The following is a 17568-nucleotide window of genomic DNA, read 5'->3' on the forward strand; positions in this document are numbered from 1 at the left end:
GAACTCAGAGCTTAGAACTCAGAGCACAGAAGCCAGGACTCGGCTAAAGAAATCTAAGCTCTGAGTTCTCACTTCTCAGCTCTAAAAAATCAAACTAACCATGCCTACCAACCATACTTCCCGTTTCCTGACCCTAGCCACGGCCCTGACCGCCCTGCTCACGGCCGCCGGCTGCACCGACTTGGACGCGCCCATCGAATCGGAATATACGCCCAGCAACTTCCTGACCACGCCCGAGCAGTTCATTGCCGCCTCCGGGCCGGTGTACAGCCAGATGCGCGGGGAAGTAGCCAAAGCCTACTGGAACCTGCAGGAGCTCAGCACCGACGAGGCCGTGATTGTAGCCCGCAACGGCAACTACTACGACGGGGCCCGCTACCAGCAGCTGAGTTTGCACACCTGGAACCCCCAGAACGAATTTGTGCGCGTGGCCTGGGAATGGGGCTTCAGCGGTATTAGCACCTGCAACCGCACCCTGGCCCTGTTCCAGAATACCGCCGACGGGGCCTTCAAAACCCAGTTTACGGCTGAGCTGCGCACCATGCGCGCCCTGTACTACTATATGATGATGGACCTCTACGGCAACATCCCGCTGGTGCCGGAGTTTGGCTCCACCGAGCAGCCCGCCAACGCCAGCCGCCAGCAGGTGTTCGACTACATCGAGCGGGAGCTGAAGGAGTCCCTGCCCAACCTGTCGGCCGACGTGTCGGCCCAGACCTACGGGCGGCCCACCCAGGGTACGGCCCAGGCCTTGCTGGCCAAGCTCTACTTGAACGCCGAGGTCTACACCGGGCAGAAGAAGTACACCGAGGCCATTGCGGCCTGCAACGCCATTATCAAGGGCCGGAAGTACAGCCTAGCCGCCAACTACATGGACGTGTTTGCGGTGGAAAACGGCCCCCAGGTCAACGAAATCATCTTCGCCGTGCCCTTCGACGCCAACCTGGCCCAGGGCAACATGATGTCCAGGTTTGCCCTGCACCAGCAGATGAAGGACAAGTTTGGCTTGCTCTTCACGCCCAGCAACGCCAGCCTGACCTGGCCCGAGTTTTTTGCCCTCTACAAAGAGCCCAACGACACGCGCAACCAGCAGTGGCTGTCGGGCAAGCAGTACCTGGCCGACGGCCGCACGCCGGTGCTCATTGCTACTACCAAAAAGGGCCTAGACTCGCGCTACACCGGCGCCGACGGCAACGACAAAATCAACTACCACCTGGAGCTGAGTGACAAGCTCACCTTCCGCGACGCGCCAAAGTTCGACGTGGGCAACGACGAACTGGGTAAGGCCCAGGGCACGCGCAACATCAAGTACTACCCCGACAAGTCGTCCACGTCCCGCGACCAGGGCAACGACCTGGTGCTGCTGCGCTACGCCGACGTGCTGCTGATGAAGGCCGAGGCCCTGCTGCGCGGCGGCCAGGACCCCGACGCCGCCAATGCCAAAGACCTCGTGAACCAGATCCGCAGCCGGGCCCAGGTGCCGGCCCTCACCACCGTGGACCTGAACAGCTTGTTCGAGGAGCGCAGCCGCGAAATGGCCTGGGAAGGCTGGCGTCGCACCGACCTCATCCGCTTCGGCAAGTGGGAATCGGTGTGGGGCCAGGGCATGAAAACCAATGCCGACCTCTACCGCCGCATCTACCCCATCCCCACGACTGAGCTGACCCTCAACGCCCGCCTCCAGCAGAACCCCAGCTACTAGCCTTCTTTCACCCTCAACCCTTACCAAACCCTATGAAACCATTCTTCACCCAAGCGGCCCTGCTAGCCGCGGGCCTCACCCTCTCGGTCCTGACGGGCTGTAGCGTGACGCCCAACCCGAACGAAGCCGCCCCGCAGGCCGCCGCTCACTCGGCCGACGCCACGGCCGCCTTCAAAGCCAGCCTGGCGTTGCGCTGGGCCCCGGTGCACTACCAGGACACCGACGTAACCGGCGACCATGGCCTGAGCGGCAAAGGCGACTACCTGACGGCCATCAACTTCGACGGGGACTGGTCGGGCACCAACAACTGGAACAACCTGGCCTCGCGCGCCGCCACCGGCCACGGCTACTACTCGGTGGTCGAAACCGGCACCCACTGGTTTATCACCTACGCCTTCTTCCACCCCCGCGACTGGACCGACATCGTCTTCGCCTACAACATCGACGAGCACGAAAACGACCTGGAAGGTCTGCTGGCCGTGGTCAAAAAGGACGGCAGCACCTACGGCAACCTGCAGGGCATCGTCACGGTGGCCCACTCCGACTTCTACTCCTTCGTACCCGCTGGCAGCCCGCTGCAGGCCAACCAGGAGGACATTGATGGTACGCTGACCATGGAGCAGTTCAACGGTGGCCTGCACCCCGTCACGGCCCAGCAAGCCAAGGGCCACGGCCTCAAAGCCTTCCCGTACTACAAGCTCAACGGCGACGGTATCAAGTATTTCCCCTCAGCCACGGTGGCTGAAGCCCCAGCTAACGCTGACGACCGGGACGTGCAGTATAAGCTCGTCGACATCTTCGAGCCCAACGGCCTGTGGGCCCAGCGCACCAACACCGCCCTGTTTACCAGCCCCGACGGCGGCTTCGTGAAGAGCAAGGGCAACGGCGGCGCCAATGCCCCCTGGGCCTGGGACGACGGCAACGACGTACCCGGCCGCGGCGAGCTGGCCACCGACCCGGCCAAGCTGGTGAATAGCTACTTCAAAAACCTGGGCACGTTCGACCTAAACTACATCGACAATCCTTACAAAGGCATCATTGCCCGCTAAGCGCCGGCTACTGCCAAACCAAAAAGAGCCTTCTGCGACGTGCAGAAGGCTCTTTTTGGTTTGGCACAAATTCGCGGCAGAAGGGCTTAGTCGTCGCTCGTGGTGGTGTGCGTGGCGGGGTAGCCGGCGGCATCCAGGGCTTGCTTGATGGTGGGCCAGTCGGGCTCGGCACCGGTGGCGGAGGCTACGTGGGCCTGCCCGTCGGTTATCTGGTCGACCAGCAGGTGGTGGCTTTGCAGAATTTCACGCACCGTTACCAGGCTGTCCGGGGTGGTCATGGCGGGCACCTCAATGCTGTAGCGGACCAGTTGGGTGTTGTTGGCGGAGGGGTCGGAAAAGGAAGTGGACATGGCCTAGAAAGTAAGGTGGGTGGAAAGCTCGGATCCAGCGGATAGAGTTTATCCTAAGGGTGTACTAGGCCGGCGGGCTTTGGTTGCGGCTCAGTTCAGGCCCAATAGCCAGTTTGCACCGGTTTACGGGGTTTGCCAGCCTTTTTGCTGTGCTTTAGGAAGCTCTACATCCGTATAACTGAGTTCAGCCGGGCCACCACTTCCACTTTTCGGGCAAGATGACTACCCGGCATTAACCTACCTCGACTGTCGGTTTAGCCCTACTTCTCGTAGAGCCTGCTCACCCGCCTCGTTTTTTGCTTTTGCATGCCCTGCCTCGCCACTTCCGAACGCTACACGCTTGACTTACCCGCTGGCCACCGCTTTCCTATTGCCAAGTACGAGCTGATCCGGGAGCAGCTGCTCTGGCAGGGCATTGCTCCGCTCCATGACTTCTACGACCCGGGCCTGTGCACTGAGGAAGACGTGCTACGCGTGCACACCGCCGAATATTGGCACAAAGTGCGCGACCAGCAGCTTTCAGCCGCCGAGGTGCGCCGCCTGGGCTTGCCCCAGAGTGAGCGGCTAGTGCTTCGGTCCCTGAGCAGCTCGGCCGGCACGGTGCAGTCGGCGCGGCGGGCTCTGCACGACGGGGTGGCCCTGAACCTGGCCGGGGGTACCCACCACGCCTTTGCCGACCGGGGCGAGGGGTTTTGCGTGCTCAACGACATTGCCATTGCCGCCGCTCACCTGCTGCACCACAGCCTCGCGCGGCAGATATTGGTCGTGGACCTGGACGTGCACCAGGGCGACGGCACGGCCAGCATTTTCCGCGACGAGCCCCGGGTTTTCACCTTCAGCATGCACGCCGGAGCCAATTACCCGTTGCGTAAAGAGCAGTCGGACTGGGACGTGGCCCTGCCCCTGGGCCTCGACGACGCGGGGTATCTGCAGCAGCTCACCCAGACCTTGCCCGGCTTATTGGAACAAGTGCGGCCCGACTTCGTGTTTTTTCAGGCCGGCGTCGATGTGCTGGCCACCGATAAGCTCGGCAAGCTGGCCCTGACCCAAGCCGGCTGCCGCACCCGGGACGAGTTTGTGCTGGGCCTCTGCCGGCAGCACCGCCTGCCCGTGGCCGTGAGCATGGGTGGGGGCTACTCCGAGCGAATCGGCGACATCGTGGACGCGCACTGCAACACGTTTCGGGTGGCGTATGAGCTGTTTGGGTAAAGCCTGACGTTACAAACCATACCCCACGCTTGGCGATGGCAGCTTGGCGCTACTTCATACGCCACGGCCTTACCTTTACTTCATGAATCTGCATAACCCCGCCACCGACCTGCCTGCCGCCAATTCTCTGCCCGTCCGGGTGCCGGAAGCCGCGCCGGGTACGCCCGCGCAACAGGCGTTTCGGCAGGCTATTCAGGACGTGGAAAACCTGCGGGACCGACTGCGAGAACTGGAAGAGGGCCAATCGGAAGCCCGGCGGCGCTACTGGCAGCAGGTCGGGCCGCTGGCTCAAACGGTAGTGGCGGCCCGCCGCCGCTTATTTGCCCCGCTGGAAGAGGCCCTGCTCCTGCCCTATTTCAGCCGGGCCGAGCACCGGCAACTCGAAGAACTAATTCTGAATAACGCCAGGTCCTTGCGGGACCGGTTTGGGGAAGACGTGGCCGATATTCTGCAGCGCCACGCCCCCACGGCGAAAGAGCCTACTCCAGGAGCCGCAGAGAGTTCGGGTTCGAACCCGCAGCCCGAGACGGAGGCCGCGCCGGGTCACGCCAAGCGCAAACCGAAGGGCAAAAAGGCCCGGGAAGCTGAAAAGGCGGCTTTGGAAGAGCAGCAGAAGCTGCTAGGTAACACCAAAAACCTCTACCGGCAACTGGCCCGCGCCAACCACCCCGACCTGGAGCGCGACCCGGCCCTGGCCCAGGAAAAGACGGAGCGCATGCAGCGTATCACCCGCGCCTACGAAGCCAACGACCTCTACACCCTGCTCCAGCTGCTGTCGGAACACGCCCCGGGCAGCACCGATTCGGAGTCGGAGGATTTGCTGGCCCGCTACACCCAGGCCCTGCGCCAGCAGCAGGATGAACTCAAGCAGCGCATGAACGAGCTCAAATACGGCACCACCAGCGCCTTTGCAGCCACCGGCAAAAAACAGGAAGCCGAGCTGCGCCAGGTAAAGCGCCATCTCCGCGCCGAAGCCGACTACCTGCAGCACATAGAGCAGTTGATGCAGGCTCCCGAAGACCTACGCGACCTGCTCCGCCAGCTCTCCACCGAGATTTAATGTACTAGTGTGTTGATGTGCTAATGCTCCTTCTATCCTTGCGAGCAACGCGAAGCCATCCGTCCGCTACGCAGTACGCCCCATTCTTGTACCAAAAAGCCCTCAACCGTAGCAACGATTGAGGGCTTTTTACTTCAGAAGACTCAGCACATTTCAGAAGACGAAGGACTTCGCGTTGCTCGAAATGACAACTCTCATTTCTCCCATTCAACCACATTCGCACTTCAGCATATTATGAATTAGCATATTAACTTCCTTTTTCCCGCAAAAACCCTACTACCTGCTGAATTACCCCAGGGTCGCGCATGATGCGGTTGTGACCCAGGCCTTCGGTGGGGCGGAAGTCGAGGGCAGGCCAGCTGCGGGCAATATCCTCGGCTTCGCTAAAGGGAATGGTTTCGTCGGCCCGGTCGTGGAGTAGCAGGGCGCGCTCGGCCGGCACCTGGTGGCCTACTTGGGTCAGGCTGTAGCTTTCGGAGCGGCGGCCGTGCCGGGCTTCGGCAAATTCTACCATGCGGGCCGCCACCTTGGCCGGCAGGTGCAGCAGGTCGGCAAAGCGTTGAAACACGGCCGGCGTACTGCCCGGCACGCTCAGCAGCACCAGGCGCGGCAATAATTGCTGCTCATTGAAATGTACTGGCAGCCCCGCCGTGGCTGCGGCCCCAAAGGAATGCGCCACTACGCCCCAGATAGTACCAGCGTGGTCGGCTACGGCCTGAATGGCGGCGCCAAACAGGGGCAGCGTGGTGCGCCGTCCAGTGGAAGCCCCGTGCGCCGGGCCATCGAAGGCCACCACGCGGTAGCCGGCCGCTACCAAGCCCTGGGCAAAGGCGCCCCAAAAGCTGGCCCGGTGCTCCCAGCCGTGCACCAGCAGCACGGTGCGCGCCCCGGTAGGGTTCCACTCGTATGCCACCAGCTGACCTTGCTCAAACGGCACCTCAAATCGCCGGGCTTCGGCCAGCGCCGCGGCTTCCCATGCTTTCACCGGCAGCCGGCGTGGCGTGGTAAACAGCCGCCAGGCCGATTGGAAAGCAGCCGTGGTGGAAAATGCCGCCAGCACTTGAAACTTCAGCCGCAGCAGTTTCAGGGCAGTGGGCACGGGCGGCGCGAGCGTAGTTGGGGTAGTCATCGGGGCAAATATCCGCACTCCCGCCGACTCAGGCCCCGGCCGGGCTTAGTCTTCCTGCTCACTGAGGCGGGCCAGCAGCTCTTCCACCTGCCGCTCCAGGCGTGTGAGGCGCTCTTCCATGGTGGAGGGGGGCCGCAGATGGGTCGTAAACACAGCCTTCACTTCCCAGATTTCCAGGGCTTGATCGAGGGCAAATTCCTCGGAGCCGTAATCGGGATTGTCGGCCCGCAGCTTGAGGTGAGTGTCGGAAAGGCGCTCGGCCAGGCGGCGCACCAGCAGCTTGCTCTGGGTTACAAAGGCGTAAATGCGCTGCACCCGCAGATTGGGCGCGGCCAAATCGATGCGGCGGCAGAGAATTACGTCCTGGTGGCGCAGCCCCTGCTGCTGGTGCTGCATTTCGGCCCCTACTATTTCGAATGCCCGAGTAGCCGGCCCCAGCTTGTGCGGAAACGTGAGCGGGGGCAGCGCATCGAGAAAGGCGGCGCTGTGGTGCTGCACAATGTACTCGAGCAGGCGGCTGGCCGGCACGAAAGGCGTGACCGTGGCTTGCTGGTCGGCCTGGGCGGCGGGGGCCGCAGCCGGCGCGGGGGCTGCTTCCTTCTGGTAAATGTCGAAATGATAAAGCTCGTTTACCGTCAATTCTTTCGTTAGTAGCAAGTCGACGGATAAGCCAAAATGCTGAGCAATTTGAATCAGCGTCTCCATTTTAGGCTCCGACCGGCCTTCTTCATACGCTCCAACACTGGGCCGGGCCAGACCAAATAACTCTGCGAAAGCCGCCTGGCTCAGCTTTTTAACCGTTCTGATCTTGCGGATGTTCTTGCCAACGTAGGACATAGCGGGGAAAAATATTTCGCTCAAAGCTTGAGCACATCTAAAACTTTGAGTACTCTTGCACCGTAAAGCTACCATATTACCTGCTACTAGCCGTAAAGCTCAGCTACTTTTTTGAGCCATTAGCTAAGCTATTTATTTTGCCCTCTTCGTCCCCTGCTCCGCTTTCACTACCTTCTGCTTATTCTTTCACCTCATCCCGTTCTATGGCCGACGCCTACTTCACCAAGATCCACCGCTACTTACTGGAGCTCGGCTTCGACATTCACCACCAGGATTCGACCGCCAATATTCTGGTCGTGAGCCGGCCCGAGTTGGGCATCGAGCACCTTGTGCTGGGCTGCGGCGAGCCGCTGCTGATTATGGAGCAGCATCTGCTAGATCTGCCCGGCCCGAGCTGCGAAGTATACCAGCGCCTGCTCCAGAAAAACCGCGACATCATCCACGGCGCCTTCGTGCTCGACGACTCGGGCCGCAAGGTCATCTTCCGCGACACGCTGCAGCTCGAACACCTCGACCGGCCCGAGCTGGAAGCCGTGTTCAACTCCCTGGCCCTGCTGCTGAGCGAATTCAGCGACGAGCTGATTGCCTTTTCGAAAGCCTAACCCCGTAGCCCACAACCGCCATGAACATTTTCAGCCGCCTCTTCAAAATCGGGCAGTCAGAAGCCCATTCCGCCGTCAACCAGCTCGAAGACCCCATCAAAATGACCGAGCAGGGCCTGCGCGACCTGCGCCAGGACCTCGATAAGAGCCTACATGCCCTGGCCGAAGTGAAGGCCATGGTGATTCGGGCCCGCAACGAGGCCGAGGACTTCCGCGCCAAGGCCCTGGACTACGAAAACAAGGCCGTCCTCTTGCTACAGCGCGCCCACAAGGGTGATTTGCCTACCGCCGAAGCTGACCGCCTCGCCGGGGAAGCGCTGCTGAAAAAAGCCGAAAATGACGCCCACGCTACCCGCAGTACCGCCGACCAGGAGAAGTTTGCTGCCTCGGCCGCCCAGCTCGACCAGAACGTGCAGCAGCTCAAGCAAACCATTAGCCAGTGGGAAAACGAGCTCAAAACGCTCAAGGCGCGCGTCACGGTGAGCACCGCTACCAAGACCATCAACCAGCAGCTGGCCCAGATTGACTCCTCCGGCACGGTGAGCTTGCTGGAGCGCATGAAGGAGCGGGTGGCCGCCGAGGAAGCCCTGGCCGAATCCTACGGGCAGATTGCCCAGGAAAGCCGCTCCGTCGACCAGGAAATCGACAAGGCCCTGCAGCAGAGCGGGGCCAGCCAGGCCGCCACCGACGTGCAGGCGCTGAAAGAAAAGCTGGGGCTGAACACTCCGGCCGAATAGGCCGGCTGCTGGAATAAATATGGTTGAGGTTCTTGGCTACCCGGTAGGCCCGCGCAGCATTTTTCCTACCTTTAAGCTGCCCTGTTTATGCCCATGACCGAATTAGTACAAGCCGCGCTTTCTCCGCCTAATCTAGTGGCCACGGGCTTGCTGATTTTCGTGCTGCTCTACTGGCTTACGGTTATCCTCGGGGTGCTTGACTTTAAAACCCTCGACCTGCACCTCGACGCCGACGGCGGCCTGACCGAAGCGCCCCACGACCCGCATCTGAGCGTAGCCTGGCTCAACAGCGCTCTGGCGTTTTTCAACCTGGGCCGGGTGCCGCTGATGGTGTTTCTGAGCTTCGTGGCTCTGCCGCTGTGGGTGGGCAGTATCCTGACCAACTATTACGCTCACAATACCTCCTGGGCGCTCGGCCTGGCCTTTTGCCTGCCGTTGCTTATCGGCAGCCTACTGGTAGCTAAAGTACTGACCACGCCGTTCGTGCATCTTTTCGCCACGCTGGAGAAAAACCAGTCGGGCACCAACCCCATCGGCAAAGTCTGCACTGTGCTACTGCCAACCTCGCACGAGCACCTGGGCCAGGCCGTGGTGAAGGCCAACGGCGACACGCTGATGCTCAACGTGAAAGCGGCCTCGGCCGCCACTGAGCTGAACAAGGGCGACACGGCCCTGATTATTGACTACAGTGCCCGCAGCCGCTGCTACCTGATTGAGCCTTATGACGACGCCTCCTGAGCCGAAAACCCTTCTGGCAGCGCGGGCTTATGAACTTTGCTGCCGAGTGGCTGGATTCGCTGCCCAACAACTTGCTTGACTGATACTTGCCGGAATATCTCCCTGCTTTTTCCTCTTCTACTGATTCTACTTTACCCCTCCCCTCTATGATTGGTCAACTTTCCCTCGCCGTGCTGGTGTTGCTCGGTGTATTCCTGCTCGGCATCATTGCCGTGGTGGCGCGCATGTACAAGAAAGCCGTGCAGGGCGAGGCCCTGGTGCGCACCGGCATGGGCGACACAAAAGTGTCGTTTACCGGTATTTTCATCGTGCCCGTGCTCCACAAGATGGAGGTAATGGACATCAAGCTCAAGACCATCATCATTCAGCGGGCCGGCTCTGAGGGTCTCGTCTGCAAAGACAACCTGCGGGCCGACGTGAAGGTCAACTTCTTTGTGCGCGTCAACAAGACCCACGACGACGTGCTCAACGTGGCCCAGAGCATCGGCGCCCACCGCGCCTCCGACCCGCTGGCCCTGGAAAACCTCTTCGACGCCAAGTTTTCGGAAGCCCTCAAAACCGTGGGCAAGCACTTCGACTTCATTGAGCTCTACAACTCCCGGGAGCAGTTTAAGCAGCAAATTCTGACCATCATCGGCACCGACCTCAACGGCTACGTGCTCGACGACTGCGCCATTGACTACCTGGAGCAAACCCCACTGACGGCCCTGAATCAGGACAACATCCTGGACGCCGAGGGCATCAAGAAAATCATTGCCCTGACCTCGGAGCAGAAGATTCAGGCCAACTCCATCCAGCGGGAGCAGCAGAAAACCATCAAGAAGCAGGACGTCGAGGCCCAGGAAACCATCCTGCAGCTCGAAAAGCAGCTGATTGAAAACCAGGAAAAGCAGAAGCGGGAAGTAGCTAACATCAAGGCCCGGGAGCTGGCCGAAACCGAGAAGGTGATGCAGGAAGAGCGCCTCAAGGGCGAAAAAGCCCGCATTGCTACGGAAGAAGAAGTGCGCATTGCCGAGCAAAACCGCGACCGGCAGGTGCTGGTAGCCGAGCGCAACAAGCAGCGCACCGACGCCGTGGAAACCGAGCGCGTAGCCCAGGCCAAAGCCCTGGAAGCCAACGAGCGGGAGCGAATCGTGGCCCTGGCCCAGATTGAAAAGGAAAAGGCCCTGGAAGAAGAGCGCAAAAACATCCAGACCATTATCCGGGAGCGGGTGGTGGTGGAAAAAGCCACGGTGCAGGAAGAGGAGAAAATCAAGGATACCCGCGCCCAGGCCCAGGCCGACCGCGAAAAGCTGGTGGCCATTACCGCCGCCAAGCAGCAGGCCGAAGCCGCCACGGTAGCCCTGGTGGGCAACGCCGACATGGAGCGGCAGGCCGCCGAGTTCCGCGCCAAGCAGATGCTAATTGACGCTGAAGCTGAAAAAGCAGCTTCCGAGTTCAAGGGTCAGGCCATCCGCACCCTGGCCGAAGCCGAAGCCAGCAAAGCCACGGCCGTGGGTCTGGCCGAAGCCCAGGTGATGCAGGCCAAAGCCACTGCCCGCCAGAAAGAAGGCGAAACCGAGGCCAACGTATTGCAGCTCACCGCCGCCGCCGAGGCCCAGGCCATTCAGGCCAAAGCCGGGGCCCAGGCCGAGGCCGACGAGAAGCTGGGCCTGGTAGCCGCCAAAATCAACCGCGAAAAAGGCCTCGCCGACGCCGACATCATTCAGGCCCGCGCCGATGCCGACCAGAAGAAAGGTCTGGCCGAAGCGGCCGTTTCGGAGCAGAAATTTGCGGTAGAAGCCAAGGGTATCGAAGCCAAGGCCGATGCCATGAAAAAGCTCGACGGCGTGGGCAAAGACCACGAGGAGTTCAAGCTGCGCCTGGACAAAGAGAAGTCGGTGGAGCTGGCCCAGATCAGCATTCAGAAGGACATTGCTGCCTCCCAGGCCGACGTTATCGGCGAAGCCCTCAAAGCCGCCAAAATCGACATCGTGGGCGGGGAAACCATGTTCTTCGACCAGATCATCGGCTCGATTACCAAAGGCAAGATGGTGGACCGCGCCGTGCACAACAGCGAAGTGCTGGGCACGGTGAAAGACGCCTTCTTCTCGCTGGATGGGGGCGGCGACTTCAAAACCAACCTGCGCCGCTTCGTGGATCAGTTCGGCCTGAGCTCCGACGATATGAAGAACCTCAGCGTCTCGGCCCTGCTGCTGAAGATGATGAACCAGGCCGGCGACGACGCCACCCGCGCCACGATTACCCAGCTGGCCAGCACGGCCGCAGCCCTGGGCATTGGCGACAAGCCAGCCAAGATGCTGGAGCTGAAGTAATACCCGACTATTCTTTAAACCAAGACGAACAACCAGCTCCCCTCTTCAGCTAAGAAGGGGAGCTGGCTCTGGCTACCTATCCATGCAAGCACCCGATTCTAACAATTCACCCACCATGACCCGGCAAGTAGTCAATCTTGTCCTTGGGATGGTTGTCGGTGTTGCCCTCTTTGCCGGCATCGTCTACTTCGTCAAAGCGGATAGGGCCGAAAAGCGGGCATTGATCCTAAAGAATCCGGGATATGCCACGGGCATCATTACCCGGATAAGAACCCACAAGGCGAAGCGGGTATCCGTGCAGTACACCGTTGGCGGAGTGAAATACTCCCTTAAAACCAGGGTGCCCAGAAGCTTTGTACGCACTCACGAAAAAGGCGATACTACCGCTGTCATCTATGCTACAACAGATCCAGCCAACGCTATCCTGAAGGTCAAGTTGCAGCCTTCAACAAACTAACTAGCAGTTCTTTTCTCCCTGCAAGGGTCTGTGCCTTGCCCTCCTATGGAAGCTCAAGCCCCTACCCAACTCGAAACCGGCACCTACGAAATCCTGCGCAACCGCCTGCAAAAGAGCAGCACCGACCTGCGCCAGCGCCTCGACCTGCTCAATGCCGAGCGTAAGCAGGTCTTCGGGGCCGTGGATACCCGCCTGATTGGCACCGGCCGCATTACCACCGAAAACAACTGCGTGCCCTGGGACATGGTGCCGGTGGGGCAGCGGTTCATCTTTGGGTATAACGTGGTGCTGGGGCTCAAGGCGGAGCCGGACCTGGCCGACGTGTTTGGAGTGTACGAATATGCGGAGCACGACTTCCGGCCGCTGGGCCTGGAGATGCTGCAGAACCCGCAGTTTCTGGAGGAATTCCGCAACCTGTACCGCTACTACAAGAACACCCAGTTCGTAAAGTTCGCCGTCATTGGCGTGCACCTGTTCATGGTGTTTCGGGTGGGCAAGAGTGCTTCCGATGTGAAGACGTTCAAGTGGCTGATTCAGGGCGACACGCTCACGTACGCCGACAACCGCTCCGACCACGAGTACACCTTCCCACCCCAGCACGAGTTCAGCTGGAAGCGCGCCACCCGCGACATGCAGCGCGGCGGCAAGCACCCCCACATCAGCATCGAAGACAAGGTGTTCGTGGAAACCGTGGGCGGCGACCTGACCATTAAAATCGAGGACAACACCAGCACCGGGCAGGGCATTCTGAGCGAGCCGGTCGACGACAAGGACCAGACCCTGGACGACTCGGAAATCTACTACGCGGTGGTGGGCAACCTGATTCTGCTCAAGATCCGGCCCTACCAGGAACAGCAGTACCGCTACTTCATCTTCAACCACAAGCTCAAAACTGCCCAGCGCCTCGACGCCCTGGCCGATGCCTGCGTGCTGCTGCCCGACGGGCAGGGCCTGATTTTTCCCCACGGCTTCTACCTGCAAACCGGCGACAACAAGCTCTTCGACAACGGCCTGCGCGAGATGCTGTTTGAGAAGCGGGTGGTGTCGCCCAACGGGGAGGATTTTCTGTACGTGTTCTTCAACAAGGACCACGGCACCTACCTGCTGCTGAGCTACAACCGCATTGCCCAGCGCGTCGATAACCCCATCGTGTGCCACGGCTACGCCCTGTTCGAAAATGGGGAGCTGTGCTACTTCCGGGCCGACGACGAGCCCAAGAAGCACCACGCCGTGCAGATCTGGCAAACGCCCTATACCGCGCCCGATTTCCAGCTACCCGTCACCTCCGATTCCTACCTCTACAAGCTGGGCAATAAGGAGATTGTGCGGGCCATGAGTGAGGTGCAGGAAGTGTTGACGCTGACCAGCAAGGACGACTCCTACGCCGGCCTTTACCTCGACCTGATTCGCCAGACCACCGCCCTCACCGACGCCTACCACTGGCTGCGCGAGCCGGCGGCCCAGGCCCTGGCCGAACCCCTGGGGGAAATCCGCCAGACGGCTACGGCGGCCGTGGAGGAGTTTGAGAAGGTGCAGAGTATCCGCAAGAACACCGCTCAGCAAACTCAGGCCGTGTTCCAGAAAGCCGATGAGCTGACCGGCCGCATCCGCCGCTCGGCCCCCGATTCCGTCACGGAGTTTGTGCAAATGCTCGGTGAGCTGCGCGGGGTGCGGGGCGAAGTTATTTCGCTGAAGGAACTGCGCTACGTGGAGCTGCCGGCCGTGGAAAAACACGCGGCTGATTTGGAAGCCCTGAGCAAGGAAGTGGCCCTGCAAACCGTGGACTTCCTGCTCAAGCCCGATGCCCTGACCCCCTACTCTCAGTGCGTGCAGGCCATTGCCGACGGCGTGGAGCAGGTGCAGAAAACCATCGAAGCCGACCAGCGCGAGCAGGAAACCGCCGCCGTGGCCCAGGAGCTGGAGCTGCTGATTGAGGTAGTGAGCAACCTGCCCATCCCCGACCCCACCCAGACCACGGCCATCATCGACAACATCTCGACGGTGTACGCCCGCTTCAACCAGATCCGGGCGGCCCTGAAGCGGCGGCGGCAGGCCCTGGCCGGCACCGAGGCCCAGGCCGAGTTTACCGCCCAGCTCAAGCTGCTGGAGCAGGCCCTGACCAACTACCTCGACCTGGCCGACACGCCCGCCAAGTGCGACGAGTACCTGACTAAGCTCATGGTGCAGCTAGAGGAGTTGGAAGGCAAGTTTCCCGACTTCGACCAGTTTATCGAGCAGCTCACCACCCGACGCGAGCAGGTAGTAGAAGCCTTCGAGTCGAAGAAAACCGCGCTGGTGGCCGCCCGCAACCAGCGCGCCACGGCCCTGCTGCAAAGCGCCGAGCGGCTGCTGAAGGCGGTGCAAAGCCGCCTCACCCGCCTGGAATCGGTAGCGGATATCAACGGGTACTTTGCCGCCGACGTGATGGTGGAGAAGGTACGCCAAACGGCTCAGGAGCTGCTCAACCTCGGCGACTCGGTGAAGTCGGACGACGTGCAGAGTCGGCTGAAAACCCTGCGCGAAGACGCCGTGCGCCAACTCCGCGACCGGGCCGACCTCTACGCCGACGGCGGCCAGACTCTCAAGTTCGGTCCCCACGCCTTCACGGTGAACACCCAGCCCCTGGAGCTGACCGTGGTGCTGCGCGACGGTGATTTGCACTACCACCTCACCGGCACCAACTTCTTCCAGAAGATAACCGACCCCGCCCTACTGGCTTCTAGGCCCGTCTGGGAGCAAACCGTGCTGTCGGAAAACCAGGACGTGTACCGGGCCGAGTTTCTGGCCTGGCGCATCCTGCAAGCCGCCCAGCACCCCGCGCCCGCCAGCCCCGAAGCCGGCCGCGCCGCCGTGCTGTCCGTTACGGAGTTGGGCCACCTCAGCCCTGCCGAGCTGCTAACCTACGTGCAGCAGTTTATGGCCGCGCGCTACCAGGAAGGCTACCTCAAAGGGGTGCACGACCACGACGCGGCCCTGCTGCTCACGGCCCTGGTGCGCCTCACCCGTACCGCCGACCTGCTCCGCTACCCGGCCGACACCCGCGCCGCCGCGGCCCTCTACTGGCTGCGCTTCGCCAACCCCGACCAGCGCGCCCACTGGGAGCGGCAGCTCCAGGGCATCGGGGTGCTGCTCCAGGTCTTCCCCGATTCGCAGGAGTTCGATGAGCTCAAAACCGAGCTGCAAACGGCAGTAGACCACTTCGCCGAGCAAACCGGCCTGTTCACCCCCGCTCAGGTGGCGGAAGCCGGCGACTACCTGTTCCACGAGCTAACCCACACCGGCACCTTCATCATTGCCGCCGAAGCCGCCGAGCTGTACCAGCAGTTCCAGAAGCAGCTGCAGGAGCGCCAGGCCACGGAGCTGTTTCAGCAGTCGGTGACGGGCCTGCAGGACCAGCCCGCCGCCCAGCTCCCCCTGATTCGGCAGTGGCTACAGGCCTACCTGCGCCAGGCCCCGGCCGCCGCTACTCTCTCCGATTTCTGCAACGAGTGCGCCGTGCTGTTGCTCACCGGCACCTACGATTCCGCACGGGTGGTGCACACGCCTTTACGTGAGACGCTGGCCGACTTCCAGGGCACTCACGCCCGCCTCGCCGACGACCGGACCTATCAGCTCAACTTCCCCGACTTCCGCCGCCGCTTGCTGCACTACGACCGCGCCACGGTGGCCCAGTACGAGGCGTTTCAGGAGGTGAAAAAGCAGCTGCTGGCCCGGGCCGCCGAGGACATGCGCCTGGAAGATTTCCGGCCCCGCGTGCTCACGTCCTTCGTGCGCAACCGCCTCATCGACCAGGTGTATTTGCCCATCATCGGGGCCAACCTAGCCAAGCAGATCGGGACGGCGGGTGAGGGCAAGCGCACCGACCTGATGGGCTTGCTCCTGCTGATTTCGCCGCCCGGCTACGGCAAAACCACCCTCATGGAGTACGTGGCCAACCGCCTGGGCCTCATCTTTATGAAGATCAACGGACCGGCCATCGGGCACGCCGTGACCAGCGTGGACCCCGCCCAGGCCCCCAACGCCGGGGCGCGGCAGGAGCTGGAGAAGCTGAACCTGGCCTTCGAGATGGGCGACAACGTGATGATCTACGTGGATGACATTCAGCACTGCAACCCCGAGTTTCTGCAGAAGTTCATCTCGCTCTGCGACGCCCAGCGCAAGATTGAGGGCGTCTACCAGGGCCGCCCCCGCACCTACGACTTCCGCGGCCGCAAGGTGTGCGTGGTGATGGCCGGCAACCCCTACACCGAAAGCGGCGACGTGTTCCAGCTGCCCGACATGCTGGCCAACCGCGCCGACATCTACAACCTCGGCGACATCCTGGCGGCCGGCTCCGAAGACGCCTTCCGCCTCTCCTACCTCGAAAACGCCCTCACCAGCAACGCGGCCCTGGCCCGCCTCGCCACCCAAAGCCCCCAGGACGTGCCCGCCCTCATCCGCCTCGCCGAAACCGGGCAGCAGGACGGCCTCAGCTTCGAGGGCAACCACACGCCCGAGGAGCTCAACGAGTACGTGGCCGTGCTGCAAAAGCTGCTGCGCCTGCGCGACGTGGTGGCTCGCGTGAATGCCGCCTACATTGCCAGCGCCGCCCAGGCCGACGCCTACCGCACCGAGCCCCCGTTCAAGCTGCAGGGCTCCTACCGCAACATGAACAAGCTGGCCGAGAAAGTGCGCCCCGTGATGAACGACCAGGAAATCGAGCAGCTCCTGGCCGCCCACTACGAAAGCGAAGCCCAAACCCTGACCAGCGCCACCGAAGCCAACCTGCTCAAGCTGCGCGAGCTGCTCAACTGGCTCACCCCCGAGCAAGCCGCCCGCTGGCAGCAAATCAAGCAAACCTACCTCGACAACCTGCGCAACTCCGGCGCCGGCCAGCTCCTGCAGATGCTGGATAAGCTGGAAAACATTGCCGACGGGTTGAGCGGAATTCGGGAGGCGCTGAAGCGGGAGTAAGTATGTTCGGACTAAATCATGCTGACAAGGAATTCCTTGTTCTAATGGCCCTGGGCTTGGGATTTTTGCTCTTTGCGCTATTCAAGCTCCAGCAACGAGCTAGGCTCTATCGAACTGGTATTGCCACCGAAGGCATGGTTATTCGGCTGGAGCAGGATACGGGGTACCGAAACCTTACGTATTATCCGGTAGTCCGCTTCCTGACGCCTGAACAGGAATGGATAACGGCCCGCTACGATATAGGCACCAATCCCGCCAGCTTCGCGGAGGGCGACTCGGTTCAACTGCGTTTCGACCCGGCCGACCCCACCTGCTTTATCATCATGTCCGACAGCTCCGGCCCACTGCTCTGGCTCTTCGCATTTATTGGGGCGGGCCTTTCCATCTTTGGTGTGATACAGTACCTAAATACCTAAGTATCTCCCGCTCC

The 17568-nt window shown here is 61.5% G+C and carries 14 protein-coding genes; 11 read left to right on the forward strand and 3 right to left on the reverse strand.

The annotated features are described in order from the left end of the window. Positions 1 to 100: 100 nt before the first annotated feature. Together MUN80_RS21270 and MUN80_RS21275 are read left to right on the forward strand one after the other, a co-directional pair. Positions 101 to 1702 carry a RagB/SusD family nutrient uptake outer membrane protein gene (locus MUN80_RS21270; protein ID WP_244716095.1) on the forward strand — a complete coding sequence of 534 codons (1602 nt, stop codon included), beginning with the start codon at positions 101 to 103 and terminating at the stop codon, positions 1700 to 1702. 32 nt (positions 1703 to 1734) lie between these two features. After that, the gene (locus MUN80_RS21275) at positions 1735 to 2751 is read left to right on the forward strand and encodes a hypothetical protein (protein WP_244716097.1); all 1017 of its coding nucleotides are present in this window, start codon (positions 1735 to 1737) and stop codon (positions 2749 to 2751) included. Between the two features lie 86 nt (positions 2752 to 2837). Here MUN80_RS21275 and MUN80_RS21280 read toward each other — a convergent pair whose 3' ends face one another. After that, positions 2838 to 3101 (reverse strand): hypothetical protein, encoded by a 264-nt coding sequence (locus MUN80_RS21280; protein ID WP_244716099.1) that lies wholly within the window; start codon positions 3099 to 3101, stop codon positions 2838 to 2840. Positions 3102 to 3407: 306 nt separating this feature from the next. Here MUN80_RS21280 and MUN80_RS21285 point away from each other — a divergent pair, with 306 nt between their 5' ends. Both MUN80_RS21285 and MUN80_RS21290 read left to right on the forward strand, forming a co-directional pair. After that, positions 3408 to 4310, forward strand: coding sequence for a histone deacetylase family protein (locus MUN80_RS21285; RefSeq protein WP_244716101.1), 903 nt, complete (start codon positions 3408 to 3410; stop codon positions 4308 to 4310). A gap of 82 nt (positions 4311 to 4392) precedes the next feature. Next, entirely contained in the window at positions 4393 to 5370 is a 978-nt protein-coding gene (locus tag MUN80_RS21290) for a J domain-containing protein (protein WP_244716103.1), read from the forward strand. Between the two features lie 247 nt (positions 5371 to 5617). On the opposite strand, the gene MUN80_RS21295 is transcribed toward MUN80_RS21290, so the two are convergent. Continuing rightward, positions 5618 to 6499, reverse strand: a complete 882-nt coding sequence (locus MUN80_RS21295) for an alpha/beta fold hydrolase (protein ID WP_244716105.1) — start codon at positions 6497 to 6499, stop codon at positions 5618 to 5620. A gap of 45 nt (positions 6500 to 6544) precedes the next feature. Next, positions 6545 to 7336, reverse strand: coding sequence for an XRE family transcriptional regulator (locus tag MUN80_RS21300; protein ID WP_244716107.1), 792 nt, complete (start codon positions 7334 to 7336; stop codon positions 6545 to 6547). A 203-nt stretch (positions 7337 to 7539) separates the two neighbouring features. Between MUN80_RS21300 and MUN80_RS21305 the strand changes: the two genes are divergently transcribed. The 7 genes from MUN80_RS21305 to MUN80_RS21335 all read left to right on the forward strand — a co-directional run bounded on the left by MUN80_RS21305 (position 7540) and on the right by MUN80_RS21335 (position 17554). After that, the gene (locus tag MUN80_RS21305; RefSeq protein ID WP_244716109.1) at positions 7540 to 7938 is read left to right on the forward strand and encodes a type III secretion system chaperone family protein; all 399 of its coding nucleotides are present in this window, start codon (positions 7540 to 7542) and stop codon (positions 7936 to 7938) included. A 20-nt stretch (positions 7939 to 7958) separates the two neighbouring features. Continuing rightward, positions 7959 to 8675: a PspA/IM30 family protein gene (locus tag MUN80_RS21310; RefSeq protein WP_244716111.1), complete on the forward strand. Its 717-nt coding sequence runs from the start codon at positions 7959 to 7961 to the stop codon at positions 8673 to 8675. A gap of 93 nt (positions 8676 to 8768) precedes the next feature. Further along, complete coding sequence (locus MUN80_RS21315) at positions 8769 to 9413, forward strand: hypothetical protein (RefSeq protein ID WP_244716113.1); 645 nt, start codon at positions 8769 to 8771, stop codon at positions 9411 to 9413. A gap of 146 nt (positions 9414 to 9559) precedes the next feature. Continuing rightward, positions 9560 to 11728 carry a flotillin family protein gene (locus tag MUN80_RS21320; RefSeq protein WP_244716115.1) on the forward strand — a complete coding sequence of 723 codons (2169 nt, stop codon included), beginning with the start codon at positions 9560 to 9562 and terminating at the stop codon, positions 11726 to 11728. 82 nt (positions 11729 to 11810) lie between these two features. Continuing rightward, positions 11811 to 12185, forward strand: coding sequence for a hypothetical protein (locus tag MUN80_RS21325; protein ID WP_244716117.1), 375 nt, complete (start codon positions 11811 to 11813; stop codon positions 12183 to 12185). A 45-nt stretch (positions 12186 to 12230) separates the two neighbouring features. Next, positions 12231 to 17138 (forward strand): DNA repair ATPase, encoded by a 4908-nt coding sequence (locus MUN80_RS21330; RefSeq protein ID WP_244716119.1) that lies wholly within the window; start codon positions 12231 to 12233, stop codon positions 17136 to 17138. A 44-nt stretch (positions 17139 to 17182) separates the two neighbouring features. After that, positions 17183 to 17554 (forward strand): DUF3592 domain-containing protein, encoded by a 372-nt coding sequence (locus tag MUN80_RS21335; protein ID WP_244716121.1) that lies wholly within the window; start codon positions 17183 to 17185, stop codon positions 17552 to 17554. The last annotated feature ends 14 nt before the right edge of the window (positions 17555 to 17568 follow it).

It is taken from the genome of Hymenobacter cellulosivorans (assembly GCF_022919135.1).
Lineage (GTDB): Bacteria > Bacteroidota > Bacteroidia > Cytophagales > Hymenobacteraceae > Hymenobacter > Hymenobacter cellulosivorans.

What these genes read in the sequence shown, in the direction of transcription:
- MUN80_RS21270 (WP_244716095.1), top strand. Translation starts at nt 101, where the DNA reads ATGCCTACCAACCATACTTCCCGTTTCCTGACCCTAGCCACGGCCCTG.
- MUN80_RS21275 (WP_244716097.1), top strand. Translation starts at nt 1,735, where the DNA reads ATGAAACCATTCTTCACCCAAGCGGCCCTGCTAGCCGCGGGCCTCACC.
- MUN80_RS21280 (WP_244716099.1), bottom strand. Translation starts at nt 3,101, where the DNA reads ATGTCCACTTCCTTTTCCGACCCCTCCGCCAACAACACCCAACTGGTC.
- MUN80_RS21285 (WP_244716101.1), top strand. Translation starts at nt 3,408, where the DNA reads ATGCCCTGCCTCGCCACTTCCGAACGCTACACGCTTGACTTACCCGCT.
- MUN80_RS21290 (WP_244716103.1), top strand. Translation starts at nt 4,393, where the DNA reads ATGAATCTGCATAACCCCGCCACCGACCTGCCTGCCGCCAATTCTCTG.
- MUN80_RS21295 (WP_244716105.1), bottom strand. Translation starts at nt 6,499, where the DNA reads ATGACTACCCCAACTACGCTCGCGCCGCCCGTGCCCACTGCCCTGAAA.
- MUN80_RS21300 (WP_244716107.1), bottom strand. Translation starts at nt 7,336, where the DNA reads ATGTCCTACGTTGGCAAGAACATCCGCAAGATCAGAACGGTTAAAAAG.
- MUN80_RS21305 (WP_244716109.1), top strand. Translation starts at nt 7,540, where the DNA reads ATGGCCGACGCCTACTTCACCAAGATCCACCGCTACTTACTGGAGCTC.
- MUN80_RS21310 (WP_244716111.1), top strand. Translation starts at nt 7,959, where the DNA reads ATGAACATTTTCAGCCGCCTCTTCAAAATCGGGCAGTCAGAAGCCCAT.
- MUN80_RS21315 (WP_244716113.1), top strand. Translation starts at nt 8,769, where the DNA reads ATGACCGAATTAGTACAAGCCGCGCTTTCTCCGCCTAATCTAGTGGCC.
- MUN80_RS21320 (WP_244716115.1), top strand. Translation starts at nt 9,560, where the DNA reads ATGATTGGTCAACTTTCCCTCGCCGTGCTGGTGTTGCTCGGTGTATTC.
- MUN80_RS21325 (WP_244716117.1), top strand. Translation starts at nt 11,811, where the DNA reads ATGCAAGCACCCGATTCTAACAATTCACCCACCATGACCCGGCAAGTA.
- MUN80_RS21330 (WP_244716119.1), top strand. Translation starts at nt 12,231, where the DNA reads ATGGAAGCTCAAGCCCCTACCCAACTCGAAACCGGCACCTACGAAATC.
- MUN80_RS21335 (WP_244716121.1), top strand. Translation starts at nt 17,183, where the DNA reads ATGGCCCTGGGCTTGGGATTTTTGCTCTTTGCGCTATTCAAGCTCCAG.